This is a genomic window from Pseudomonas syringae, assembly GCF_001698815.1.
Taxonomy (GTDB): domain Bacteria; phylum Pseudomonadota; class Gammaproteobacteria; order Pseudomonadales; family Pseudomonadaceae; genus Aquipseudomonas; species Aquipseudomonas syringae_A.
Window position 1 is genome coordinate 1 of sequence record NZ_LGSI01000048.1, and the last position, 25,960, is coordinate 25,960.

The window sequence follows — 25,960 nt, forward strand, 5'->3', positions numbered from 1 at the left end:
CGGGAAGGCGTTGGGTCAGGCAGATTGATGCTGGGACATCCGACGCCATCAGGGACAAGTCCCCTTCTACCGGAACAGGTACAGTTTGATACAAAATAATAACTACCTGTACAGTTATGCCGATCAGGCCTGCCATGGATTCAAGGCAGAATGACCAATCAGTCACCGACTATCCGCTGCGATGGCACAGGTGTGAATGCTGGGATAGGCTTAACGGTTATTACGGCCACGCTTGATGAGGCAACTCTCTGGCTGGGCTTTGCTCGGACCCAAAAACACTGCGTTTCCTTAATTATGGAGTTTCACCATGTCCCGCCTACGTTTGCTCAGCGCTGTAGTCCTGCTGGCCGCCGCGACGAGCGCAAGCGCTTCCAGCTTTGTCGTTACTACGGATGCGGTCGTGCGTGCAGTGGATGCTTCCACCAACGCCACCTCGAACATTTCGTCTTCCTTCAAGGATGACAAAATCGTGCGCGCCGCTCGCGACGACGCGGCAAGCTTCGTTGCCAGTGCCGGCGAGATCCGTGGCGTTCAGCTGGAAGGCGCCTTCCAGCATATCCGTCAACTGGCTCCGCAACTGGATGCTACCGATGCTCAACTGGCTCAAGCCATCCTGACCATCTGATTAGCGGATTTCGGCAGTCGGCAGTCGGCATGCAAGTGTCGATCTGCCGGGCTGGCTCTGGAACGGCCATTGCGCTAGCCTTGGGCCTCGTTTTGCCAGTTCTCGAGACCATGCGTTTACTGCCACTCCTGTTGCTCACGCCATTGGCGACCCTGTTCTGGGCCGGCCATGCTCAGGCGTTCGATACGACCACGCAAAGCCTGGTGATCAGTGGTTATGCCACCAGCCAGGTGACGACCGGCCCGTTCGATAACAAGCTGATAATTGCCGCCCAGGATGACGCAGCAGTGTTTATCGCCACTGATGGCCAACTGCGAGGAGCACAGTTTGAGTCGGCGTTGCTGTATTTGCGTCAGACCCAGCCAAAACTTCGTGCCAGCGACCTTGAACTGGCGCAGGCAATCCTCGTCCAATAACCGCTTTCTACTCTTCTGCATTTTTTTGGAGACGTTTCATGCGTACCCCGCTGATTGCCGCCACCCTGGGCCTGCTGTTGCTGGCCAACGTTGCCCAGGCTGAAACCGTCGTACAGACCAGTCACATCATCGTCAACGCGTTCGCCCGCACCATCGACTTCACTTCGGACACCACTACTTCGGTGCGCGATTCCAAGCTCGTTGTCGAGGCCAAGGATGATGCCGCCAGTTACGTCGCCAGCCGTGGCGATATCCGTGGTGCGCAACTCGAAGCCGCGTTCGACATGCTGCGCACCCGCGTTCCCGAAGCCCGCAATGCCAGCGATCAGGTTCTCGCCGAAGCCATCCTCGCACTGTGAGGCAGCTTGGTGCCTGGCTGTTGGCGTGCGCACTGGTGCTGACCGCCACGAGCGCCTTCGCCAGCCTGAGTCTGTCGCTGACCACTGACGGGCTCACTCCTGCGCAACAGCAAGCGACCCAGACCCTGCTCGACGAAGCGCTGCTCGCGCTGCCGCCGAGCTTTGTCCGCGATCTGGATCGGCGCGTTGAAGTGCGCTGGTCTGCCGACATGCCGGTCAACGCTTACGGCCAAGCGTCCGGGCCTTATCGATTGGACCTCAACACCAGTCTGCTGGCCGGCCTCACTGACGGCTCGGCTGCCACGGCAAAAACCAACCGCCCCCACGGCACCGTGCGCAACGAAATGCTCGCGACCGTGTTGCATGAGCTGACGCACGTTTATGATCGCGCCCGACTCTGGCAAGCCCCGCAGCGCTCGCTGATTATCAAGTGCTTGCGGCGCAGCAACACCCTGGGCAAAGTCGGCCTGCCGGAAGACTGCCGGGGCGAAACCGATCGACGCTTCACCCTCAGCGACGACCCGCGCCTGCTGGACCTTGCCGGCTGGCCGCAATACGTCGGCCGCCGAGGCGAGCGCGAACAGCACAATGGCCAAGTCGCGCGCAGCCCGGACATCTACGAAACCACCAGCCCACTGGAGTTCGTCGCGGTCAACATGGAGTACTTCCTGCTCGATCCGGCCTACGCCTGCCGCCGCCCGGCGCTGTACGACTATTACAAGCAGCACTTCGGCTGGGCACCCAAGGCCAAAGACGCTTGCCCGACGTTCTATCCGTACCTGAACGCCGGCAGCGACTTCGGCCGCCAGCCGCTGGGCAAACTTGATCCCGAGCGCGTCTACGAGGTCGATTACCTGCTGGCCGAAGCCAACCAGAACATGATGAGCCGCTGGGGCCACAGCATGCTGCGTCTGGTGATCTGCAAACCGGGTCGCCCGCGCGGGCCGGACTGCCGACTGGATCTGGACCAGCACCTGGTGTTGTCCTATCGAGCATTCGTCGGCGACGTGCAGTTGTCGAGCTGGGATGGCTTGATGGGCGCTTATCCATCACGGCTGTTCGTCCTGCCACTGGGCCAGGTCATCGACGAATACACCAAGACCGAACTGCGCAGCCTGGCATCGGTGCCGCTCAAGTTGTCCCGCCCGGAAATCGAAGGACTGGTGCAACACGCGGCCGAAATGCACTGGAGTTACGACGGCAATTACTTCTTCATCTCCAACAACTGCGCGGTGGAAAACCTCAAGCTGCTACGCAGCGGCACGAATAATCCACGGCTTGGCGATCTGGACAGCATCCTGCCCAATGGCCTGCTGGAAGTGCTGAAAGGGCGCGGCCTGGCTGACACCAGCGTGCTGGACGATCCCAAGGAAGCCTTGCGCCGGGGCTATCGCTTTGACTCCTACCGCGACCGCTATCAAGCGATGTTCGAAGTCGTGCGCAAACGCCTACCCATCAAACAGACCACGGTCGAAGACTGGCTGTCGCTGCCCGCTCAGGAGCGCAAGCCATGGTTTGCCAAAGCGGATCTGCAGAGCAGCGCGGCGATGCTGCTGCTTGAACAAGCCAGCCTGCGTCGGCAATTGCTGACCGCTCAGGATGAGGTCAAGCAACGCTACCTGAGCGCGCGCGAACAAAAAGACGGCAGCGTCTCGAAAGCCACCCAGACGCTGCAGGAAATTCTTGCCAGCAGTGGCTTTCTGAGTCGACCGGCGGAACTGCTGGACAGTGGCGGCTATGGCTTGCCGCAAGCAGCGGAATGGAAGCGACTGGAAGATGAAAGCGGCCAGCGCCAGAAACAACTCCAGCGCCTGAGCGGAGACCTCGACAAAGAAGTCCGCGCCCTGCTCGAACCCGAACGCGCCGCCGAAATCGCCGCCAACGAAGCCAACCTCAAACAACTGGGCGAGCACCTGCGAGCGCTGCATAAAGCGGCGGGCGGGCTGGAACTGCCTTAAGTGTTTGCAGGCGAAATGCTGAACTCTGTAGGAGCGAATTTATTCGCGAAGGCGTCAGCCATGACGACGAGTTGTGTCAGGTAAGCATCCCGCGATCAACCCGGCCCGCTCCCGGATAAATCCGATCCTACAGAGACGAGCACCTGCTAAACCTTCTTCTTTCTCGGCTTCAGATACTTCATCAAGCCTTGAAACCAGATCACCAGACCGGGATTGCCCTTGATCTGGATATCCTGATCCTGAATACCCTTCATGAACGCTAACTGCTTGTTCTTGGCCTGCAGTGTGGCAAACCCGAAAGCGGCATCCTTGAAACAAATGGCGAACGCTGGTTCAGCAACGGTACCGGCACGACTGGTGATGCGCTGGTCACTCACCACGAAATGCCGCGCCACCTTGCCATCGAAAGTTTGCAGCTGAAAAGTCAGCGCCTTGCCGGCCAACTGTTGTTGAAACGCAGGGTTACTGCGACTGGCCCGAGACATCAACAGGCCCAGCATCCAGAGTAGAAAACGAAACTTCATGACACTGCCTCGGTAGCAAATCCCGGTCGGAGCAACCGGCGCAGCAGTGTAGCGGTTCGCATGATGCACTTCAGCAGGAAAATACATTCCTTTTCGGCGAAGATGGCGACAATAACGTGACTGATCGGTCACTGTTTGCGGCGTCAAGCGAAGCGCCATGCTGAGAAAGAATGGCGCTTGCCCGGGGGTTCAACGGATCAAACAGGAATCAGCGGATGCTGCTGATGCTGCCTTTGTTGCCAGTTACTTTGACGTCGACCTTCTTGAAGATGAAGTAGTCTTTGATGTTCACTTCATAACGAGGCGCAACGATCAGGTCGGCGCCCGAAGACTTAACAGCCTTGTAGGCTGCAGCTGCCTTGGCTTGTGCGACCGGATCGGGAATTGGCAGACCCAGGCCGCCCAATGCACCGCCACCACCGCCGCCAGCGCCATACACCACGCCGTCCGCGAATTGAGTGTCGCCGCCGAAGGCAAAGAAGTTGAACAGGATATTGGTGGACGATTGACCACTGATGGCTTCGCCGACTTTGATGTCTGCTTTCAGATCACTTTTGACAACGCCTTCCAACGGCGCACTTGGCTGACTCATGTTGTAGCTGACGCAGCCGCTGGTGGTCGCAATCAAGGTCGCAATCGCAGCAGACATCCATAGCTTTTTCATAACACTTTCCTGGGTAGTTTTTTAGGGGTTATCAACAGCGGCGGAACTTTAAGGGAATCAGGAATATTAAAAAGTCGGAAAATTCCTAGGATTACGTAGTCCACAATACTTAGTTGTAGGGAAAATTCTGACACAGCAATACTCGGACAAAACTTGAAAAGTCCTGACATAAAGTAGGAAAAATATTGATAGCGCGTAGTTGATTTACAGACGAAGTGCCGGGGCCGGCAATCAGAACTGCATGCGGCCGATGGGCACGGTGCTGAACGCATCGCGCAGTTCGCGGGCGGTGATGGTTCGGATGTCTGCATCCAGCGCCAATGCCAGGCGTAGGGCGGGCCAGAACCGGATGGGGAGATTGGCAGGAGGGCGCAGCTTGGCCCATAGCCGTCCCGCCCTGGCCTGAGTCGATGACATCTGCGGGAAAGGATGTTTGCCGCACGCCAGTTCATAAAGAACACAGCCCATGGCAAACACATCCGTGCGAGTAGATAGCGGAGCACCCTCAAGCAACTCCGGGGCGGCATAGCCGGGTGTCCAGGCCTTGAAACGCTCACGGCTCAACTTCGGCAGCCCGGTCAGCACGCCCTCCAACGCGCGCCCCAACCCAAAGTCAAAGATTCTCGGGCCGTCGTCCGTGAGCATCAGATTGCTTGGCTTCAAGTCTCCGTGCAGCACGCCACGTTCGTGGGAATAGGCAAGTGCATCAAGCAACGGCACAGCAACACGTTGTAATTCGTCGGCGCAAAGTCCGGCCGGTTGCTCAGTCAGCAGCTTGTCCAGCCCGATACCACGCATCAATTCCTGTGTAACAAAAGCTCTTTGGCACTCCGGCTCGACCTCGAATGCATGCAGGCGGATCACATTGGGATGACGCAAATGCCGCGTCAGGGCAAATTCGCTGTACAGCAATACGTCCGCATCCGGTGCGTCGACAAACTCATCGCTGAGCAGTTTCACTGCCAGGTAGGGGTCCGGCTCGCCGTGCTGCTCATGGACCAGATCCCTGGCGCGATACACCACGCCCATGCCACCGGCGCCCAGCACGTCCTCCAGTTGATAGCGTCTGCAGAGTATTCGCGGTAAATCAGCCAACAATGCTTTGGACGATGTCGGCAAAGGCTGCGCCGAGCCCAACCCTCCAGCCAAAGCAAAACAGGTTAACTGGCCAGCCTGATCCCCAGTGCCGACAGGCGCCTTGGGCTTGCTCATGGCCGAATCACCACCGCAGTCAGATTGTCGCTGGCCGGACCGAGCAAAGCCCGTTCGAACAACAGGTCCAGTGCCAGGCCGGATGAATTCATACTCAGGGCGTCGCTCAGCGCATGGGGCCCGAGCGCTTGATAAAGCCCGTCGGAGCAAAGCAGAAACACGTCGTCCCGCTGAAGCTTGAGCTCGATGACTTCAAGGCAAAGTGAATGGTCGGCACCCACGGCACGGGTCAAGGCATGAGCGGCCGGATGCTGCGCGGCCTGATCCGACGTCAACTGCTTGCTATCCATCAGATGCTGCAACATCGAGTGATCGCGTGAAAGCTGGTAGAGCCGGTGATCACGCCATAGGTAACACCGGCTATCGCCAGCCCACAAACAGGCAGCACGGTTGCCCTCGACCAACAGAGCGACCACCGTGCTGCCAATGGTTGAGTCCTGTCCGGGAATGACGGTCATTTCCTGGCCAAGACGCCGATTGACCCATTGCAGACACTGACGCACCGCCTCCAGTCGTTCGTCAAGACAACCCCGCCAGTCCAGCCCGGCAAGACTGCTCACGATCAACTGGCTGGCAATATCTCCGCCTCGATGACCGCCCATTCCATCAGCGACAACCCAAAGACCACGCTCTGGGCAGTCGAGAAACGCGTCCTCGTTGCGCGCCCTGACCTTACCCGGATCAGTACGCGCCATGCTTCGGTAAGCGCGTCGGTAGGTCATCAAAGCTGTCCCGGCAACCGGAAACGCCGAACGGCGCTCAGATCAAAGGGGTTCGGCGAACGCTGGCTGGTGAGCAGATAGTTGGCCCGCAAGCCACCGACGTTGGCCTTCATAATCATGACGTCGCGCCCTCGCAAGTATTCGGTCTGCATCAGATCGAACAGCCGGAACAACGACCATGGCCCGGTATTTTCTTCCAGCCCCAGGGCTCGACCGGCGATCTTTTCCAGTACCAGACTGGTGCGACCATAGTCTGCGTCAGTAGGCCATTTGAAGGACGCCGGGACGACCGGACCATGGCGATATTCCATCTGCTGGTGCCCCAAACGAAACTCGGCACGGCTGACACTTGGGTCCAGGGTGTAGGGCTCAAGCTTGAACAGAATCTGCGGCTCGTTCGGGTTCTCGGCAAAGAAGCTGCGGCGTATCACGTTTGCATGTGACATTTGCTCCAGAAACACCCGTGACATTGGCAAGGTCCGCCCATCGACGCTGCGCAGGCGGTAACTGCCGGGTTCACCACTGACGAAGGGACGCATGAAGGTGTCGAAGAATTTCTCCGCGAGACCCTGGGCCCGGAAAAACTCGCGGAAGTCGTTGAGCGCCACATCGCTGGTGCTGTGGGCGCTGAACGGATAACGCTTGTCGATGGCCTTGCCGTAGAAACTATAAAGCTCGTTCTGGTAACGCTGATTGAGGTACTGATACGCATCGCCGAGCACCATCGACCACGTGTCATCGGCAACCGCGCTGAACCAACCGTTGACCGGCTGCGGCAGGCGCGTGGATGTATTGCGCAAAGCGCTCAACACATCACGCTGACCTCCCATGCGCGCCTTGGCCAACTCATACGCGCTTTGATCCTGCTGACTGGAACGCGCCAGAGTCGACAGCTGTAATTGCAGCTCATTGAGCGCTTGAAACGCCGGGGCCAGATCCGCAGCCGGGCCATTGCTGTCATCGAGCAACCGATGCAAAGGCTCAAAACGACGTTGCATAGACTTCTTGGCGGTATCGGGCAGGTTCTTGACCATAGCATCCTTGGCCTGTTCAGCCGCAGCGGCGGCAACTTTACCGAGTGCGCCAGCCTTGGCAGGTTCGGCAGACGTAAGCGCCTCGACACTTTCGGCGGTGGCCTGGAAGCGGGTGTGATCACGCACCTCCATGAGCAACTGCAACAACGGCGAACTGGCGGCGGTCAGGCTCGCGACCTGATCGGCACCGTCGGCGGCAAAGGTAAACGACTGCAGTCGCACCCGACCGACCGCTTCACTCCAGTGATTTGAGTAATCGCGGAAGTAGAACTGCTCAAGCTCGACCATCAAACGACGCAGGTCCATTGCGCTGATGTCGGTGCCCTCCCCCAGAACCCAGTTATCACGCAGGATGCCGGTCACCAGCGCGGGACCTTTTACCACGAAGTTCTGCTGATAGCCGCGTTGGGTATAGAACCCCGGAATTGCGTAATCGGTCCCGGTAAATATCGAACCTTGCGGCCCGAGATGCTGATTCAGGCGATACTGCGGCAAGTCCTGAGCCTGATCACGCAGTGCACGATAAACCACAGTCGCCAGCGACTCACTGCGCAGTACCTGACGCGCCTGAGTTACCAGTTCAGTGTTCAGCGAATGACTGAACGGGCGAACAAGCAAGCGCTGCAAATGCTCGTTGAGACTATTTTGGGCCGCTGTGTTTCCGCTGAAACGCACGGACCAATCCGCGGCAACCCACTCCTTGAGCCACGCAGCATCTCGCCTCTCCTGGAGGTTAAGCATCAGATAAGCGCGCAGGCTGCCAGATAATTGTTCGCGATCCTGAAGGTTCGAGCGAATCTGCGCCTCCAGGAGACGAGCCACACGCGGTAATAACAGGGTTTCCAGCTCGCGCCGGTAAGCCGCATCAAGTACGAGGTTGCTGGGCTCGCCCTGATACAGGCCGTTGCGCTCATGCAAACCGATCTGCTGCTTGTCAGGGAATACATTGCTGGCTTGATAGCTCAAGTCCAGAGCCTTGAGCGCCGCCAGTTCATCATCCTGCGGACTCAACGCCGAGCGCTCCTGGGTCAACTGTCTGGCCAGATCGCGCAAACTCTCAAGCCGCTGATGGTTCGCCGAAAAGCCGCTGGCCCAGGCCAGTGCGAACAGGCTCAAAGCCGCTAGCGACCCACCGTACAGAACACGATGTCGCCAGTGGATGCGGTGCGCCTCTCGCTTGTCGAGTCCGACCAGTTCGGCCTCAGGAAAGATCACGCGAGCCAACAGATTATTGATGAACAAGGCGCGCCCGCTACGCAGGGTAGGCAATACGCTGCTTGCCATGCCGGAACTTGCGCCGATGGCTGCGGTGTCCTTGTTCAGCTTATTGGCAAGATGAGGCGCGCTGGCCAGGTAAAAACCGCGCAATTGGCTGGAGCGCTGATAGCGGCTGCCAGTGAAGGCCATGTCGACGAACAGGCAAAGCCGCTCGCCAACCATCCCGAGGCGATTGGGAAACTCCAGAATCAAACCCCGGCGTTTGATATCCCGATCAAGATGCATCCGGCTGACCACCTGGCTATTCAAGCGCTGCAACAGAGCATCGAACGCCGCGCGCAGAATAACCGCGTCGGTGCCGTTCTGATCCTTGCGAAAAGTCGCCCCCAATACCTGCTCGGTTTCTTCGCGGGAAAGTTGATCGAAAAACGTGGTGAAACCCGGCAACTCGTCTGCTTTGCTCAACACCAGATAGACCGGAACATCCACATGCAACCGTTGATGAATCTCCTGCAGACGCGAACGCACCTGACGGGCCAGGTTTTCCAGCTCGTCTTCGGGGCCGCCCAGGGTTTCGATATCCACCGACACCAGAATCCCATTGAGCGGGCGATTGCGGCGGCGCGTACGCAGCAAGCCGAGCAGCGTTGACCATGAGGCTCTATCGACTTCTTCTTTTTGCGAAAGATATCGGCCAGCCGTGTCGATCAGCACCGCGTTATTGGCGAAGTACCAATCGCACTGACGCGTGCCTTGAGTATCGCGGGTCAGCTTGCGTTCAATTTTATTGAGCGGGAAATCCAGCCCGGAAAAATCCAGCAGACTGGTCTTGCCTGCTCCCGTTGGCCCGATGACCAGATACCAGGGCAGTTCATCGCGCCAGCGCTCGCTGCGACCTCGGTACAGGCTTGAGGTTTTCAGGGTGTGCACCGCCTCGGCAAACCGGCCGCGCAGCTCTTTCTGTTCATCGGCTATCTTCTCGGCATTCTGCAAGCGCTCCTGCCCGACGGCACTTTCCTCCTCCCGTTGTTTGCGAACATTGTCATGCCAACTGACGAACACCATCAGCAACGCCCATAGCAACAGCACCACGCAGATGCTCAGCAGCCGGGTAGCAGAATCCTCCCAGAGTCTATGATCCGAAATCGCAACCAGTGGCCCGACACACCAGATCAATAGTGCAACCGATAGCACCAGAAGCAACGACCAGACCCAGGTTTTGCGCAGCACAGCGGCCAGCTTTTTAAAAAAATCTTTCATGACTCTTCTCTGTATTACGACCGGGGCTGACTCGATATTGGATCGAGCGACTGATAAGGCTGGAGGACTGTTTCGCGCTGCTCGCCCAACACCCAGGCAAAACCGGAATACATCGCCGCAAGGCTGATCAGCGTGAAGATCACCACCAGCCACCAGGGAACAATACGTATCAGGCTGCGACGCGCGTCATTGAGGCCTTCCCAGTGAGGCGAAAGCTCGCGTGGAATCTCGCCTCGCTGGTTTAGGATCTGGCGGTACAGGCTGTCGCGTATGGCTTCCAGCTCGACGTTGCCTCGGGGCAGGACTCGATACTTACCCTCAAAACCGAGTGAAAGGCAGACGTACATAAGCTCAAGCAGGGGCAGATACTTCGACGGGTTTTGCAGGACCCGATCGAGCAGGTGAAAGAACTTCTCTCCGCCGGACGTCTCGCCCTGGAATTTACTCAGCAGACTCATCTTCGACCATTCGCTGCGATCGCCCCAAGGCGACATCACCACTGCCTCATCAAGGACAGTACACAGCACATAGCGAGCGGCCTGAACCTGGCTGCTCTCGGCGCCGCTTTGCGCGGCAGCCACATCGAACGCCCGCATGCTTTCGCACAACCGGGCATTGAGCTCGGCGAGGCCTTCCTTTTTATCTTCGCGCTTGAGACCGGTCACTTCGCCAAGCAGTGGCGCAGCCGCAGCGACCAGCATGTTCATGCTGACGCTGAAGGACTCGGCCGGCCGGATGCGCGCGGCATACACCAGACGATCTTCAAGACGCTCGACGCGTGACTCCGGTTTGAAATCAGTCAACGGGCTTTTGGGCGGTCCTGGCCGGTCCGTACCCAGAAAAACGGTCTTGTTGTCCCCAGGATTTTCGATATCCATGCTCATTCAGGTTCAGCTCCTTATGGCCCAGAAGTTCAGATCAAGCCCGTCGAAGTCTCCGGAGACGTGGAAGGCAAAACCTCCAGAGCTTTCCAACTGGGCGAGTTCCTGCGAATGAAGTTCGAGCAGGAAATAGGTTTTATTGGCATGAAAGGGGATTTGCCGCGGTGCGACCGGCAGCGGCTTGACCTTGATGCCCGGCAGGTGCAGGTTCACCAACTGACGGATGCTTTCGACGGGCGCGACCTTCAGGTAGGCGGGAAGGCGCTTGCGCAACTCCTCGGAGTCGCAATGCGCGCTGGCGGCGAGGACGAAAATGGAAGAGCCCAACAGTGATCGATCCAGCAAGGGCGCGACGAGAATGCCGTACTGGCGCTCCTGCAAAGGCAGCACAACCGCATGTTGCTCAAGTACCATCGACAGCAGTTGTCGGGCCTCGCCCATCAGCTGTCGCAAGCAGCCCGCCTGATCAGCGTGTGAATAAAACGTTTCCAGGCGCGGACGCTTGCTGTCGCTGGCAAACGTCGACAACTCGCCCAGCATGCCCAGCAGCACGGTATACAGCTCTTCAGGATGGACCTGATCAAGCTCCAGCATTTGCCGCAACACCAGCTCGGTGCGATTGATCAGCTGCAACATCATGAAGTCACCCACTTCCGCTGCACCGCCTTTGCCGCTGGCCTGAATACGCTCGGCGATGGCTTCACCACGCAGGGTAAGCAAAGCGATGACCTCATTGAGGCAGGCCAGCAAATACTCGCTGTGGCGCAGATGCAGAAACGTCGCGCAGAACTCGGAATTGAGCGCGATCCCGCCGTTTGTCGTCACCCCCGTCAACTCGCACAGTTTGAGTTTCACATACGCCTTGTCGGTGAGCTCATCGCCCACCAGCAGCCGGAAATCCGGGCGTCCACAGCTGATATCACTGCGCGAATCGCTGCCCGCATTGGAATCGGAAATCTCGTCTACATAGCGGGTATAGCGGGCCAGCACGTCGACCTGCTTAGAATCCCGAGACTCGACGTTATCGCCTGCCGACAGCGGCAAAGCGAGGTACACCGAGGTGCTGCCACTGTCCGGCGCGATATCCAGAGTGAGCAACTGTTTGCTGAAGGCCAAATCAAAGAAAGTGCCGTCTGGAAACATACCTGAAGCGTGAGTGACGACGATCTTGCTCATATTGAAGTACTGCGGATCAATCGCAAGATTGAAGAAGCCCCAGGCGTTGCGTTTGAGCAGCAACGTGTGAGCCTTGATCTGACTCTCGAAATAACGATCGTTGTGTTGAAAATGCTGCGGGCGAAGCAGCATGCCTTCCTGCCAGATGACTTTGTGGTTGTTCATTGGCCATCCACCCTGGCGACCGACTCGCTGCCGTCATGGATTCCACGGTGGTCGAGGTTCAGCTCTGCACGGGTCATGTCGTCTGGTGTCACGCGGATCACATGACGCCATTTGGTTTCCGGCAGATCACGATAAGCCGCCAAGACGCCGACGTAGCGACTGCCTTCCTTTACGTGCAGCTTGAGCTGCAGCCGCTCCCCGGGGCGTAACTCAAACTCTTCGCTGGCGACCAGATCCGGCGCCAGCAGCTCCTTTGCCTGGCTATAGAGGCCAAAGAAGTCCACGGTCTCGAACAGGACGGGATTTTTCAGTTCCAGCAAGCGCAACACAATGGGCGACGGGCGCCCGTTGATATCAGGGTTCAACTGATCGCTGGCATTGAGTTCAAGCTCCAGGCGAGTCTGGGTCGAATAAGGCGAAAGCGCCGAGCAGCCGACCAGCAGCAAAACAAGGCCCAACAAAGTCGGGGCACAAAAACGCAACATGGGGATATCCTCAGTTTCCGGAATGCAGAGTGGCAATCAAACGCACTTGATCGGCGTAGACCTGGGCGAAGTCGCGGGCCAGCAACCGCTCGCTCCAGTCATCGTCCTGGCGCAACGTCTCGTAGTACCGCTCATAGGCGCGCCAGCGCGCGCCTGCGGTCGTAAATAGCGATTTGCGAGTGTCGCGCTCGAAACGCAAAGTTAGCTGCTGGGGCGAAAAATGCTCAAGTGCGCCACGCAGGGCCGCCCGGCTTGCCGCCAACATGGCCACTTGATGGGCTTGAACATCTCGAAATCCTTGGGCCACCGTCTGTTGCGCCGTTCGCTGCCCTGGTTTTGGCGGTTGCAGCAAAAGGCCGAGCGCTTCACCGGCATCCCCTGTGTACTTGAGCGGATTAAGGCTGCTGTGTTGCGCGGTGCTTTGAGCCAGGCGTAACTCGTTTTTCAGCTCGCTTCGGGTGCGCAGGCTTTGCTGCAACCCGCCGATGCTCTGTTTGAGCAATTGCGCCGCATCGATCGCCAACCTCTCGCGACTGTCCTGATCCAGAGCATCCATTTCGACCCCAAGCGCCGCCCCAAAACGCTGCCAGAAACTATCGCTCTGGCGTTCAGGCTCCACCGGATCGGGCGGCAACAAAACTTGAGGTGCGGCGATCAGTTCTGGCACGAGCAGGCTTTGTGTATCAGCTGGCCCGTAATCGACGCCTTGCTCGGACGCTTGCTGAGCCAGGCGTGGAGATAGAAGTTCGTCGAAATCCGAACCTCGACTCACCTGTTGAGCCAAATCCGCCAGCAGATCGAGTTCAAGAAAGGCATCGTCCGGAATGAGATTCCCGGCCAATGGTGGGCGATCAACGACACCGATATCCACACCAATAAAACTGCCAGGATCCTTGATCAGACGCGCACGGATCTCGAATTTGCCCAGTCGATAGAGGGTGCCATGCTCAATGCGATGACTTTCGCCTCTGCCCAGAGGCTGTTGATTCCCGGTGACAAACGTGCCGTTTTTGCTGATGTCAGTCAGGTAAAAGTCGCCATCGCGAAACGTAACCTGCGCGTGCGTGCCGGACATGTAGCAGTCGCGATCCAGAATCATCCAGTCGCAGTGTTTGTCCCGACCGATCAAGCCTCCCGCTTGCTTGAATATCTTGTGCGGCGCCTGTCCAGAGGCGATGTTACCGTTATCAAGCAGCTCGAAAATCAGCTCCATCTTGAGTTTCTCCTTGTTGTCAGTTGCCGCGATTGATGGTTTGCGGATCACCGAGAGCACGGTATTCGTCGTCGCTGAATTTGTACTGCCCCGCGCAGCCAGTCAGGCCAAACGCGGCAATGAGCGAAACCAGCACGACTTGCCGGAGGCGAACAGACATCAAAGAGTTCTCCAAAAACACAGAATGGGAGCAGCGACCGCGAGCTTCGCAAGGCCGCGCAAAGGAGTTGCAGAAGGGAAATTTCATGATCACGCGAACTCACACGCGACGCCGTTTTCATTGAGCGTGGCATGTACCTGAGTCAGGGTTTGCCCTGCTGCCATCACCTCCAGGAGTCGGTCGGCAATCAGTGGCAACAGATGAAGGTCGATCAAATGATCGATAAGCCGGGCTCCGCTTTCGCCTTGCACACAGCGCTCCGTCAGGTGATCGACCAATGACTGGCTATAGCTGAACGCAAGCTTGCGCCGGCGCAGACGCTCGTTGAGACGTTGAAGCTTGAGCTCGACAAGCTCGCGCATCACCGGACCACCAACCGGGTAGTAAGGGACGACTCGCATCCGTGCCAACAGGGCGGGTTTGAAATGCTTGCTCAGTGCCGGCCGAATGGCAGCCTCAAGCGCATCAGCTTCGGGTCGGTTGCCATCCCGGCACAACGCTTCGATCCGGTCGCTCGCCAGGTTCGACGTCATCAGGATCAGCGTATTGCGGAAATCGATTTCGCGCCCTTCGCCATCGTTGGCGATGCCCTTGTCGAAGATTTGGTAAAACAGGTTCAACACGTCCGGATCGGCTTTCTCCACCTCATCGAGCAGCACCACCGAATAGGGTTTCTGACGTACCGCCTCGGTCAGCATCCCGCCCTCGCCATAACCGACGTAACCCGGAGGCGCACCAATCAGACGTGACACGGTATGTTTTTCCTGGAACTCCGACATATTGATGGTGGTGACGAAGCGCTCACCCCCGTACAAAAGGTCGGCCAATGCCAATGCTGTTTCGGTCTTGCCTACCCCACTGGGGCCGACCAGCAGAAACACACCCACTGGCGCGTCGGTCTTGTTCAAGCCTGCTGCGGTGGCGCGCATCGACCGGTCGAGCGCATGCACCGCTTGATCCTGACCGCGAATGCGTTGGCGCAAGTCCACCGCGAAACTCGCGACCCTGGCATTGTGCTCCCGCGCCAGTTGCTCGAGCGGAACGCCCGTCCACGCACTGACGACTTCGGCGACCAGCCTTGGGCAAACTTCAAAACTCACCAGACGCTCGACGGCCTGCGCTTGCGCCAGTGCCTGCCGGGTTTGCTGCAGTCGGGTCTCAAGGTCGTCCAGATTCGCAATGCTGTCTTGCGACGCCTCATCTACGGTTGTCGCGCTGCCAGTGACCGGCGCACTCGCCCGCAGTTGGCGCAACTCAAGAAGCTGCTGCGCCAGACGCTGTTGTGCGAGCCAGCGTTGTTGCAGATCCTCCTCCTCGTTGCGGGCCTGCATGAGGCGACTGCCCAGCGCATCAAGGGCTTCGCGATCCACGGGCAGACCGGCTTCGGCATCGCGACACAACGCTTGTTGTTCCCGGCAGCCCTCGGCCAATTCACCGCGTAGACGCTCCAGACTTTGTGGGGCGGCGGCAAGGCTGATGCGAACTCTGGCACACGCCGTATCGAGTACATCCACTGCCTTGTCGGGCAGTTGCCGCCCCGTCAGATATCGCGCGGACAGCTCGGCCGCGGCCACCACAGCATCGTCACGCAGATAGATGCCGTGGCTTTGTTCGTAGACCGAGGCCAGGCCGCGCAATATGGTTACCGCTTCGCCAACCGTGGGTTCATGCAGTTGTACGGGTTGAAAACGTCGCGCGAGCGCCGGATCCTTTTCGAAATATTTTTTATATTCAGCCCATGTTGTCGCAGCGATAGTGCGCAATTCGCCACGAGCCAACGCTGGCTTGAGCAGATTCGCAGCGTCCGAGCCTCCGGCCTGACCGCCTGCGCCGATCAGGGTATGGGCTTCATCGATAAACAGCACGATGGGTTTTGGCGACGCCTTGACCTCATCGATCACCCCTTTGAGTCGGCGTTCGAATTCACCTTTGACACTGGCGCCCGCCTGCAGAAGGCCCATGTCCAAGGACAGCAACTCGACACCTTTGAGGGCTTGTGGTACTTCGCCAACGGCGATCCGCGACGCCAGCCCCTCCACCACTGCGGTTTTGCCCACCCCCGCTTCACCCACCACAATCGGGTTGTTCTTGCGTCGGCGCGCGAGGATATCGATCATCTGGCGGATCGCATCGTCACGGCACAGGACCGGATCCAGATTGCCGTCTCGCGCTTGCTGGGTCAGGTTGTGTGTGAAGCGCTGCAACAGGGATTCGCTCTGCGGCCCAGAGCCATTTGAGGTCGTATCGGTTTTCTCGGATAACGCAAAATCACGTAGCCGCTCGCTGTTCAATCTACTCAGCAACGGTTGGTAGCGAGTGCCCGCATAACGTAGCGGATTTCGTAACAACGCGAGGATCAGTGCTGCCTGCTCGACCTGGCTCTGGCCCAGTTCAAGGTTGGCAACCAACAGCGCATCCTGCAGCCATTGCACCAGTTCGGGGGCGAATACCGGATTGCGCGACGCGCTCTGTTCCACGTGCGGTTGCAACGCCGCCGCCAGCTCTCCTGCGTCTACTTCGGCATCCAGCAACGCGCGAACCAGAAGCCCTTGGGGTCGTTCCAGCAGCGCCAGCAGCAAATCCTCGATCAGGATTTTGCTGCCACCGCGAGCCACACAGCGCTCGGCGCAGGCTTCAAGGTCGCGCCGGGTTTCGGCGTCCAGCGCCTGAATCAGCAGTTGCAGGTCTACATTGATCATGGGCATTGGTCCTTATGAATATGGCTGCCGAGGGTCACAATTCCGTCGGCTGTTTCGCGTCCCAGCCAGCTGGTCCAGCCAAGACGGCAAGCGCTCTGCGCGCACAGGCGTAACTCGTGGATTTCTTCATGGCGCAGCGCCAGGCGAATGTCGTAGTCCAGCGGGTCTCGCAGACTGAATCGCACCAGTGCGCAGAGCGGCTGATAGCCGGTGCCGATCGGCAGGAATTCATGAAAACGTTGCCAATCGAGTTCACGAATGTGAATCCGGAATTTGCCGCTGCGGTCACGCACCTGCTCGCCAAGCACCAGGTTGTGGCTCAGATGGCTGTTCTTCTGGCCGAGGCTGTTTTGCTGATCCTTGAGGATGTCCACGACACGCGGTACGCATTGCTCGATATCCACTTCTGCGTGCTTGAAGTAGTAACGCAGCACCGCCTCGATCAACGCCGCGGAGTGGGCGCGCAGGCTGAGCAAACCGAGGTACGGCAGCAGACGCTTCCAGTTGATTTCCTTGGCCAGGCGGATCTTGTCGCCACCCAGCCCGACCAGCGCGAACAAGCGTTGTGAAAAGGGATCGACCGCACCTTTCTGAAAGCTTGCTCGATAGCGGTACTTGCGCCAGATCGGCGTCATCAAGCGGTGCAGCCGATGGTTGATCAGATCAAGAAACATCCGCGTAGTATTGGCATCATCACCATCGCCCAATGCCTGTTCGGCATAGAACACCGGCAACGGCGACCCAGCCCCAGAGAGGCCGAGCAGGTTAAGCCGCATGTGGGCGCGAAGCCTCCCGTCCTCACTGAAGAACTGCACACAATCGACATCGCTCCCCGGAAATCCCAGGCTCGGATTGGCCTGAAACTCGAGCTGATCGTAAAGCTGCTCTTCGCTCAGATCCGGGCAGGCTTCGCGCACAGTGTCCAGCGCCAGCAGCACGGCCTGGAACAGCGAATACTCGCGGATCGTCCGCGTCAGCTCATTCAGAGCAGGGGTTGTTGCCCCATTCGTGGTGTCCATGAGTACACCTCTCCTTTAATGGTTTTGACGCGAAGCTCGTGAAACGAATTGAGGCTGGTGTACAGCGCAAAGAACTCGTTGAGCACCGAGGCGAAGACGAACACATCCCCTTCGCAGATGAACTGCTCCGAATCGATCAACAATTCGGTGCGCACCCCACGCAGCGGCAAGCCCTCGAATAAACGGTCGGTGGCAACATGGCGAATCGACTTGAGTCCGCCGAGCATCTTGCGGGTGACGCTTGCCGCATTACGGTCGTAGTACTGCGGAAAGTCGTAGGTTTCAAGAATGACTTTCAGCGCATCGACGTTCTCCAGAGAGAGGTAGTTCAGCGACATATTGCTGATCAACTTCCAGAGAAAATCCTGCGTCAGCGGCGGCGCGTAGTGGGGAGTGCAAGCCGTTATGTTCTGAAAACCGGCAGTCTGCGGCGTACCCTCGCCGCTGAAACGGATGCTCCCATCCTTGAGCCGTAATGGCAGATTCTGGTTGGTGCAGACAAGATCGATGGACAGCGCCTCCTGCCTGTCGCAGTGGCGAATGTCGAAACTCAAATAGGTATCCAGTCCGCTGTGGGACAGCGATGACCGATGCCGAACGCTGTAATACGGGGCCGCCTGCAGTACGTCGAAACTAGGGTCATGCTTGAACGATTCGAAAGGCACGTAATGCCTCTCGCCGCCGCGCGTTTGCTCACGGCCGATGACACTTTCAATCGAGTAGACGCCGCAATGTTTCGGCTCAAGTTTGGAGGGCAGCAACAAATACTCATCCTGCTTGCCATCCAGGCGAATAGGCAGGGCGTCTTCATTGAAAAGGTTCACCACAGGCGTGCAATACAGTCTGATGTTGTCCTTGGTAGGGCGCGCCCGCTGGATAGCGTTTTTCTTGACGGTGAAACGCAATTCAAAACCGACCGCCTGCTTGAGGATGTCTTCCGCTACCGCACTGATCTTCTCCAGGCCTCTTATGTCGACGAAAAGAAACTTGTCCTGCAACGCAAAATATTCCTGGAGGTATCGATAACCGCGGAATGTATTCAGCGGATAGGGAATCAACGCCTGATCGTCGGCGAAGCCCACCGGCTGAACATCTGTAACTTCAAGTTTGAATGACGCCACATTGCCGCCATCGGGCTTGAGTGGCTTGTGATCCGCATCAAGCAGCACTACGTCAATGCTGCCGAGATTGCGCAGCATGTTCAGATAAAGCGTCTGGCTGATGTAGCGCTCTCCGGCGAAATGCAGCCGCAGGCGATCAAGGGTCAGCTGGCCAAGATGACCACTGCCTTTGAGGGTGAGTTGCACGCTCAGCAAAGCGCCTTCGCCCTGAACCGAGTAGTTCAAGTCGCTCAGTTCAAGAGGCTGAACCTCCGTGGCGAAACAGGTGCGGAAACGACAACTGACACCTTCAACTTCTTCACTGCTTACTGGCGTTTCGCGCTCGACATGGACTGCCGGCCCTGCCTGATCCAAAGGCTGAAACTGCACAATGCTGAATGACGGCAATGGCCGCATATAGTTGGGCCACAGCAACTGCATCAGGGAATGCGTCAGCTCTGGCCATTCATCATCAAGCTTCTGACGCAGGCGCCCGGTGAGAAACGCAACACCTTCCAGCAGACGCTCGACATCCGGATCGCGACCACTTTGCCCAAGGAAAGGTGCCAGTGCGGGATTGCGCTCAGAAAAAGTGCGCCCCATCTGCCTTAAAGCAGTCAATTCGCTTTGATAGTAATCATTAAAAGACATGGGCGTCCTGTTCCCTGGAGGCACGGAAAAACGCACTGACAAAACTGCCAGTACTTGGTTGGTCAAGTAGATGCAATGGGTAAAACGGGTAATCACGGAACTCTTGAAACAACAAAACTTCGCAGTGCCTGATGCCTCAGGTAACTTTCACGTTCCCGGAAGCATCCAGACGAGCGGAGAAGCTGACTTGCCGTTTGACGCCGGCAACTTCAAGCAAACCATGAATAGCAAAGGCCAGACGAAACGGGTCGCCGTCACCCGGAAGGGAAATGACTTCCACCTGCGTCAGTCGCGGTTCATACAGCCCGATAAAACGCTCAATGGCCTGTCGTGCCTGCATCAAGGAATCATGCAGGCTCAAGCGCATATCATTCAGATCCGGCAGACCATAAGCGGGCAGCGTCTGCACACTCCCCGCACGGGTACTGAGCATTTTCGCCAGGTGGGCCGCCACTGAGGCCACGGCACTTTCTTCGTGTTTCCAACCAGCACGCTTGTCGGCCTCGCCAGCAAGGCGCTCAAAAAGGCTGCCATACCCGGACATTGCTCAGCTCCGATTACTCTTTGTCGAGTTTGCCAACCAACGACAAGGTGAAGTCGGCACCCATGTACTTGAAATGCGGCCGCACGTTCAGGTTGACGCGGTACCAGCCCGGCTCACCTTCAACATCGCTGACGACAATTTTGGCGGCGCGCAATGGACGGCGGCCACGTACTTCAGCGCTTGGGTTTTCCTGATCCGCAATGTACTGACGAATCCACTTGTTCAATTCCTGCTCGAGATCCGTGCGCTCTTTCCAGGAGCCCAACTGCTCACGCTGCAGCACTTTCAGATAATGAGCCAGACGATTGACGATCATCAGATACGGCAGCTGTGTGCCCAGCTTGTAATTGAACTCGGCGTCTTTGCCTTCTTCACTGATGCCAAAGAATTTCGGCTTCTGGGCCGAACTGGCAGAGAAGAACGCTGCGTTGTCGCTACCTTTGCGCATGGTCAGGGCGATAAAGCCCTCTTCGGCCAGCTCGTACTCGCGGCGGTCGGAGACCAGCACTTCGGTTGGAATCTTGGTTTCGATTTCACCCATGCTCTGGAAGTGGTGCAGGGGCAAATCTTCAACCGCACCACCGCTTTGCGGACCGATGATATTTGGGCACCAGCGAAATTTGGCAAAGCTGTCGGTCAACCGCGTACCGAACGCGTAGGCGGTGTTACCCCACAGATAATGCTCGTGGCTATTGGCAACGTTTTCCCGGTAAACGAAAGTCTTGACCGGATTTTCTTCGGGGTCGTAGGGGTTGCGCAGCAGGAAGCGCGGCATGGTCAGACCAAAATAACGCGCGTCTTCCTGCTGACGGAAACTTTGCCATTTGGCGAACTGCGGACCTTCGAAATGATCCTTGAGGTCTTTCATGTCAGGTAGCCCGGTGAAGCTTTCCAGACCAAAGAACTTGGGACCGGCCGCGGCAATAAATGGTGCATGGGACATGCAAGCGACACTGGAAACGTACTGCATGGTCTTGACGTCGGGTGAGCTTGGGGAGAAGAAATAGTTGGCGATGATTGCGCCTACTGGCTGGCCACCAAACTGGCCGTATTCCGCGGTGTAGATATGCTTGTACAAACCAGCCTGCATCACTTCGGGCGAGTCTTCGAAGTCGTCCAGCAGGTCCTGCTTGGAGACGTTCAGCACCTCGATCTTGATGTTTTCGCGGAAATTCGTGCGCTCAACCAGCAGCGACAGGCCACGCCATGAAGACTCCAGCGCCTGGAATTCCGGGTGGTGCAGGATCTCGTCCATTTGCCGACTGAGCTTGCCGTCGATCTCGGCAATCATGCGATCAACCAAGGCTTTTTTGACGGGTTCTTCGCTGTTATGAGGCTTGAGCAATTCTTCGATGAATGCCGCGACGCCGCGCTTGGCGATGCCATAGGCATCGTCAGTCGGTGTCAGGCTGGTCTGGGCAATGATCTGGTCAAGTATGCCGAACTCGGTGGCTTCGCTATTTTTCTGCTGTGCTGCACGGGTGCTCATGGTATTGGCTTCCTTATCTATTACAGACTCAAGCGTCCTTCGGGGCGGGCGCATCCAGACCGATCTCGCCCAGCACACGACCGCGCGAATCTTCATCTTCCAGAACGCTTTCGATCGCCTTGCGGAATGCTGGGGCATTGCCAAGTGGTCCTTTGAGGGCCATCAACGCATCGCGCAGCTCCATCAGTTTTTTCATTTCCGGCACCTGATCCACAAGGCTTGCCGGATTGAAATCCTTCATCGAATTGATACGCAGATCCATCGCCAACTCCTGAGAGTCGTCCTCGTCCTGCAAACGGTTCGGTACACTCAAGGTCAGGCCTAGCTTCTGGTTGGCCAGCACTTCGTCGAAGTTATTTTTGTCGATGCTGATGGGCTTGCGATCTTCCAACTTGCGCTCATCTGCCTGCTGGGTGAAATCACCCAACACCAGCAATTTCAGCGGCAGCTCAATTTCTTCCTGGGCACCGCCGATTGCGGGCTTGAAAGTAATATTGATGCGTTCCTTTGGTGCTACCGAGCCTTCTTTGGCCACAGTTTTTCTCCTTCACTGTTACGACCCGAGGGCCTATTCGAGTACCACTTCAAGGTCCAAGTGGCACAACCTGCGATAAATCTCGTCCTTGCGCTCCCGCACCTCGTGGCCTTGGGGCAGTAACCCGTAACAGCCGTGGAGCAGGCGCAGGACTTCCAGCGCCAGATCCGGCTCCCAGAGGTGCAAACCTGATTGCTGCAGCTGTTGATCAAGGGTTTCCAGCTGCGCCCTTGCCAGGTCGTATTTCTTGGCCCGGTGACACAGCCGAGCGAGGCTGAACTGCCAGAAAAACCGTTCACGGCCGCCTTGGGCGCTTTGCAAACCCTGCTTCATTTCCTGCACCGCAGCTTTCAAACCGCCCTTGCGCAACATCGGGACGGTTTTCTCCAGTGCGAGCTGCCAGGCAGGTGCAATACCGGCCTCTTCTACCTTGCGGGGCGCAGCGATTGGCTGGACACGCGGCATGACATGCGCAGTGATCCAGTCCCGAGTCTCGACGTTCGCGAACTCCACGCCATCGTGGAACCGCAGCTCGACGATCCCTGGAAGTCGTTGCACGAATAACGCGCAATGAATCTCCAGCTCTTGCTTGGCAACCTCGGCATCAAGAGCATCCAGACACTCCCAGACCATGCGCTGACCATCAAGCCAGAACGGCGCCCGGGCTATGCTGGCTTCGAGTTGAACGAGCAGGTCCGCGTACTGCCCCTGCTCGAACAGGCTGCGGTAGCTTTTGAGCTTGTCCGGCGGTGGCGCTCGAAGATCAGTAATTCGCTCCGCGTTCTGCTGCGGCACTGAAGTTATCGACAGCCAGGTCAGGGTCCGATTGAGCCGTAGCGCACGAGGATCGGTCGCCTTCTGGCGCAACCACCAGGCACACAACGCAAGGCCATTTTCCTGCTGGCCACGCAGCGCCTTCTGCGCATCCTTTTCGTTTTCGATCACCGATTCGCCAGCAAACCACTGCGTGGCGGTCTGCTTGACCTGCGCTATCGCGGCTTCCATCGGCCCCGGTTCAGGCCGGTGATCCGAGGCACGCTGGACCATGCTCGCCAGACGCCTGCGCAACGGCAATATCAGAGGGGCGTCGGCCTTCAGATGCTGCGTAAGAACTGCATCCAGTTCCTCAAGCAGCTTTACCAACTGGCGGAACAATTCCAGCTGATCCTTAACGGGAACATTGGAGTCCAGAGCCTTTTCAAGTCGCATGATCAACCAGCTGATTGCAGCCGAACGCGTTCTCGATTTGGCTGGGTGAATCTGCGCCCAGTGGTGCGTGCAAAAATGACAAAGCATGCCGAAACCGGCAACCAGCCCCGCAAATGACTGGAGCTGGTAAAGCGCCCAGCTCAACCAGCAGACGACGCGTAGATCCTTGGAAAGGGTCGTGAGAATAACCTCGCTGTGCTCCTGTACCTTTTGCCAGTCGACCTTACCGTTTTCATGCAACGACAACGCTTTCGCCAACTCGACCTCAAGCGCCTCGTACTCTGGCGAATAGCGAGCGTCCAGCCCTGCATAATCGCCTTTGGAAATCGGTGTCTGGGCGATTTTCAGATAGCGAGCAGTAGCGTTAGTTGGGGACATAGCTTTTAGACTTCGCTAGAACAGGCATGGAGAAACATCAAGTATGTATAACAACAAGCACAACGCTATAAACAAACTATAAAAAGTATTTAAACATGTTTAAAACCAGCAACCTCACACATGACTATTCAAGAGCGGGCCGGAGTAAGTGCGGCAATACTAGCCAGCAAAAGCCAGGGCGCGCAAGAAAAAAATCCGAGAAAGTAGATAATTAATACATCGAACAACGTCTCACCTTCTTTAATGATTTTTCCTACGCCATCGTACAAACATGGACTACAGAGTTACCTATTTAAACCTCGTAGAGTGCGCCAGCTTGCCGAAACTACATTACTGCCACATCAACATACCGCTTCTTACAATCGCGGCAAGTACTTAGCCATCACGGCATTCTTTGTAGAGAAGCACCGCTAACTACCCTTACTCACCAGCCAGGAGTGCATCGATGCCAACACCAGCGTATCTAACCATCAAAGGAACCAAACAAGGGCTTATTACCGAAGGCACCTTTACATCGGACTCCGTGGGCAATGTCTATCAGGAAGGTCATGAAGATGAAATCCTGGTCCAGGCTTTCGACCATCAGGTCATCATTCCTCGAGATCCTCAGTCAGGCCAGCCAACGGGCCAGCGCGTACACAAGCCATTGATGATCACCAAGGTGTTCGACAAGTCTTCACCGCTGATCTTTACTGCGCTCACGACAGGCGAGCTGCTGACCGAATGTGAATTGAAGTGGTACCGCACCTCTTCCGAAGGCAATCAGCAGCACTACTTCACCATCAAACTGGAGGACGCGATCATCGTCGACGTGACGTCCCGCATGCCGAATTGCCAGGATCCTAACCAGTCGCACTTCACTCATCTGGAAGACGTCTACTTCACCTACCGTAAAATCATCTGGACCCATGAAGTATCCGGCACTTCTGGCTCTGATGACTGGCGTGTACCTGTAGCGGGTTAAAGCCAGCGCAACTACCGCTGAAGAAAGGGTGCCCAGCATAATGTTGGGTGCCCTTTTGTGTGCGTTCCACATTTCAATATCGCCTTCGCGGGCAAGCCTCGCTCCAACGGGCGCGCATGCACTCACGCTCTCGCCACGTCTTGTTGCACTTCGCTACTTTAAACATTTCAAACAATAGTTATAAATACCGCACTTGCGCTCTGCTCAGTGTTTAGCCTTTGCGTTGTCGTTGTTTATTCAACGACCGGATTTGACGATCCGAGAAATGTGAGCTCCGCAGAGGTTCCGCTATGGCGGCTGTGCGTGGGAGACCTTCGGGTCTACCGGTTTGCCTGCGTTTCCGGTTCGTCAATCCGCGCACAGCTGCCACCCTGATTGCTTGACGACAATCGAGGTGGTCTCAATAAATAAACGTTGGAGCCTCATAAATGCCTTACAACCTCGAATCGCCCCGCTACATCCCCCTAACCCATCACGGCCTGGACGGCGCCGTCCTGCTGCTAGACAGTCAGGCGCCGCTCAAAGACCTGCACGCCTGCGTCGAATTGCGGGTGCGTCTGGCCACGGAGTTTCTCGACGCCGTGTCGAGCAAGAAGCCCGGCAGCGCAGACGACTACGACCTGAACGCCATGGCGGGTACGGCTCATCTATTGATGCAGGAAGCCTGCGATATGAATCGCGTGATTGAAAGACGGCTGTGGGAGGGAATTTAATATCCCGCACTTCTTGCGTCTGAGTTACCGCCTTCGCGGGCAAGCCTCGCTCCAACGAATTTTATAAACGCTCAGAAAATGCGAACAAAAAACGGGCACCCAACCTCGTTGGCGTGCCCGTTCTTTCACTGCTCGCCTTGCGTCAAGGCGTACAGCTGGTATCTATGGATTCACGCTGTCCTTGAGTGACTTGCCGGGTTTGAAGGCTACCGTGTTGCTGGCCTTGATTTTCACGGGCTCGCCCGTTTGCGGGTTTTTGCCGGTGCGGGCGCCGCGATGGCGTTGCAGGAAGGTCCCGAAGCCGACGAGCGTCACGCTGTCCTTGCGGTGCAGGGCGCCGGTTATTTCTTCGAGGACGGCATTAAGAACACGGTTGGCTTGTTCTTTGGTGAGATCCGCCTTTTCTGCAATGGCGGCTGCAAGTTCTGGTTTACGCATATGAAGCCTCTTTTACGGTTTTTTGTTTTTATGTCCCGTGCTGCCCATCCGGAGCAGCCCAAGGCGCCGCAACGGCTCTACGTTGCGGCAGTCAAGAATGAGGATGGCACGCCGTACAGGCCCGCGCCAGTGCGGGCTTGAGGTTTATG

General features: G+C 57.3%; 24 protein-coding genes. 6 read left to right on the forward strand and 18 right to left on the reverse strand.

Annotated features, from left to right (window positions below):
- Window positions 1-307 precede the first annotated feature (307 nt).
- The 4 genes from AFK24_RS14910 to AFK24_RS14925 all read left to right on the forward strand — a co-directional run bounded on the left by AFK24_RS14910 (window position 308) and on the right by AFK24_RS14925 (window position 3,358).
- On the forward strand, window positions 308-625 hold the full coding sequence (locus tag AFK24_RS14910) for a DUF2388 domain-containing protein (protein WP_020291570.1): 318 nt from the start codon (window positions 308-310) through the stop codon (window positions 623-625).
- Between the two features lie 110 nt (window positions 626-735).
- A complete protein-coding gene (locus AFK24_RS14915) occupies window positions 736-1,041 on the forward strand; it encodes a DUF2388 domain-containing protein (protein WP_065833986.1) in 306 nt (101 codons plus the stop codon).
- Between the two features lie 38 nt (window positions 1,042-1,079).
- Complete coding sequence (locus AFK24_RS14920) at window positions 1,080-1,400, forward strand: DUF2388 domain-containing protein (RefSeq protein WP_065833936.1); 321 nt, start codon at window positions 1,080-1,082, stop codon at window positions 1,398-1,400.
- The gene (locus AFK24_RS14925) at window positions 1,397-3,358 is read left to right on the forward strand and encodes a DUF4105 domain-containing protein (protein WP_065833937.1); all 1,962 of its coding nucleotides are present in this window, start codon (window positions 1,397-1,399) and stop codon (window positions 3,356-3,358) included. The genes AFK24_RS14920 and AFK24_RS14925 overlap by 4 nt, the downstream gene beginning before the upstream one ends.
- A 146-nt stretch (window positions 3,359-3,504) precedes the next feature.
- Here AFK24_RS14925 and AFK24_RS14930 read toward each other — a convergent pair whose 3' ends face one another.
- The 17 genes from AFK24_RS14930 to tssA form a co-directional block, all read right to left on the reverse strand.
- Entirely contained in the window at window positions 3,505-3,882 is a 378-nt protein-coding gene (locus AFK24_RS14930) for an SCP2 sterol-binding domain-containing protein (RefSeq protein ID WP_065833938.1), read from the reverse strand.
- A gap of 208 nt (window positions 3,883-4,090) precedes the next feature.
- Window positions 4,091-4,546: a hypothetical protein gene (locus tag AFK24_RS14935; protein ID WP_065833939.1), complete on the reverse strand. Its 456-nt coding sequence runs from the start codon at window positions 4,544-4,546 to the stop codon at window positions 4,091-4,093.
- 231 nt (window positions 4,547-4,777) lie between these two features.
- On the reverse strand, window positions 4,778-5,758 hold the full coding sequence (locus AFK24_RS14940) for a serine/threonine-protein kinase (RefSeq protein ID WP_065833940.1): 981 nt from the start codon (window positions 5,756-5,758) through the stop codon (window positions 4,778-4,780).
- The gene (locus AFK24_RS14945; protein ID WP_065833941.1) at window positions 5,755-6,480 is read right to left on the reverse strand and encodes a PP2C family protein-serine/threonine phosphatase; all 726 of its coding nucleotides are present in this window, start codon (window positions 6,478-6,480) and stop codon (window positions 5,755-5,757) included. The genes AFK24_RS14940 and AFK24_RS14945 overlap by 4 nt, the downstream gene beginning before the upstream one ends.
- Complete coding sequence (tssM, locus tag AFK24_RS14950; RefSeq protein WP_065833942.1) at window positions 6,480-9,992, reverse strand: type VI secretion system membrane subunit TssM; 3,513 nt, start codon at window positions 9,990-9,992, stop codon at window positions 6,480-6,482. Before tssM ends, AFK24_RS14945 begins: the two co-directional genes overlap by 1 nt.
- Before the next feature lie 14 nt (window positions 9,993-10,006).
- Window positions 10,007-10,876, reverse strand: a complete 870-nt coding sequence (gene icmH, locus AFK24_RS14955) for a type IVB secretion system protein IcmH/DotU (RefSeq protein ID WP_065833943.1) — start codon at window positions 10,874-10,876, stop codon at window positions 10,007-10,009.
- A gap of 6 nt (window positions 10,877-10,882) precedes the next feature.
- Window positions 10,883-12,214 (reverse strand): type VI secretion system baseplate subunit TssK, encoded by a 1,332-nt coding sequence (tssK, locus tag AFK24_RS14960; RefSeq protein WP_065833944.1) that lies wholly within the window; start codon window positions 12,212-12,214, stop codon window positions 10,883-10,885.
- Window positions 12,211-12,699 carry a type VI secretion system lipoprotein TssJ gene (gene tssJ, locus AFK24_RS14965; RefSeq protein ID WP_065833945.1) on the reverse strand — a complete coding sequence of 163 codons (489 nt, stop codon included), beginning with the start codon at window positions 12,697-12,699 and terminating at the stop codon, window positions 12,211-12,213. The genes tssK and tssJ overlap by 4 nt, the downstream gene beginning before the upstream one ends.
- 10 nt (window positions 12,700-12,709) lie before the next feature.
- A complete protein-coding gene (gene tagH, locus AFK24_RS14970) occupies window positions 12,710-13,912 on the reverse strand; it encodes a type VI secretion system-associated FHA domain protein TagH (RefSeq protein WP_065833946.1) in 1,203 nt (400 codons plus the stop codon).
- Window positions 13,913-13,931: 19 nt separating this feature from the next.
- Complete coding sequence (locus AFK24_RS14975) at window positions 13,932-14,072, reverse strand: type VI secretion protein (protein WP_065833987.1); 141 nt, start codon at window positions 14,070-14,072, stop codon at window positions 13,932-13,934.
- A gap of 89 nt (window positions 14,073-14,161) precedes the next feature.
- Window positions 14,162-16,777: a type VI secretion system ATPase TssH gene (gene tssH / locus AFK24_RS14980; RefSeq protein WP_170826336.1), complete on the reverse strand. Its 2,616-nt coding sequence runs from the start codon at window positions 16,775-16,777 to the stop codon at window positions 14,162-14,164.
- Window positions 16,768-17,790 (reverse strand): type VI secretion system baseplate subunit TssG, encoded by a 1,023-nt coding sequence (gene tssG, locus AFK24_RS14985; protein ID WP_065833948.1) that lies wholly within the window; start codon window positions 17,788-17,790, stop codon window positions 16,768-16,770. The genes tssH and tssG overlap by 10 nt, the downstream gene beginning before the upstream one ends.
- The gene (gene tssF, locus AFK24_RS14990; protein ID WP_065833949.1) at window positions 17,754-19,541 is read right to left on the reverse strand and encodes a type VI secretion system baseplate subunit TssF; all 1,788 of its coding nucleotides are present in this window, start codon (window positions 19,539-19,541) and stop codon (window positions 17,754-17,756) included. The genes tssG and tssF overlap by 37 nt, the downstream gene beginning before the upstream one ends.
- Before the next feature lie 136 nt (window positions 19,542-19,677).
- Window positions 19,678-20,085: a type VI secretion system baseplate subunit TssE gene (gene tssE / locus AFK24_RS14995; protein ID WP_065833950.1), complete on the reverse strand. Its 408-nt coding sequence runs from the start codon at window positions 20,083-20,085 to the stop codon at window positions 19,678-19,680.
- A 13-nt stretch (window positions 20,086-20,098) separates the two neighbouring features.
- Window positions 20,099-21,574 (reverse strand): type VI secretion system contractile sheath large subunit, encoded by a 1,476-nt coding sequence (tssC, locus tag AFK24_RS15000; RefSeq protein ID WP_065833951.1) that lies wholly within the window; start codon window positions 21,572-21,574, stop codon window positions 20,099-20,101.
- Window positions 21,575-21,602: 28 nt separating this feature from the next.
- Window positions 21,603-22,109: a type VI secretion system contractile sheath small subunit gene (tssB, locus tag AFK24_RS15005; RefSeq protein ID WP_065833952.1), complete on the reverse strand. Its 507-nt coding sequence runs from the start codon at window positions 22,107-22,109 to the stop codon at window positions 21,603-21,605.
- Between the two features lie 33 nt (window positions 22,110-22,142).
- Window positions 22,143-23,696 (reverse strand): type VI secretion system protein TssA, encoded by a 1,554-nt coding sequence (tssA, locus tag AFK24_RS15010; protein WP_065833953.1) that lies wholly within the window; start codon window positions 23,694-23,696, stop codon window positions 22,143-22,145.
- Window positions 23,697-24,141: 445 nt separating this feature from the next.
- On the opposite strand from tssA, the gene AFK24_RS15015 reads away from it, so the two are divergent.
- Window positions 24,142-24,660, forward strand: a complete 519-nt coding sequence (locus AFK24_RS15015; RefSeq protein WP_065833954.1) for an Hcp family type VI secretion system effector — start codon at window positions 24,142-24,144, stop codon at window positions 24,658-24,660.
- Window positions 24,661-25,088: 428 nt separating this feature from the next.
- Complete coding sequence (locus tag AFK24_RS15020) at window positions 25,089-25,373, forward strand: hypothetical protein (protein ID WP_065833955.1); 285 nt, start codon at window positions 25,089-25,091, stop codon at window positions 25,371-25,373.
- A 162-nt stretch (window positions 25,374-25,535) separates the two neighbouring features.
- Here AFK24_RS15020 and AFK24_RS15025 read toward each other — a convergent pair whose 3' ends face one another.
- Entirely contained in the window at window positions 25,536-25,811 is a 276-nt protein-coding gene (locus AFK24_RS15025) for an HU family DNA-binding protein (RefSeq protein WP_003213368.1), read from the reverse strand.
- Between the last annotated feature and the right edge of the window lie 149 nt (window positions 25,812-25,960).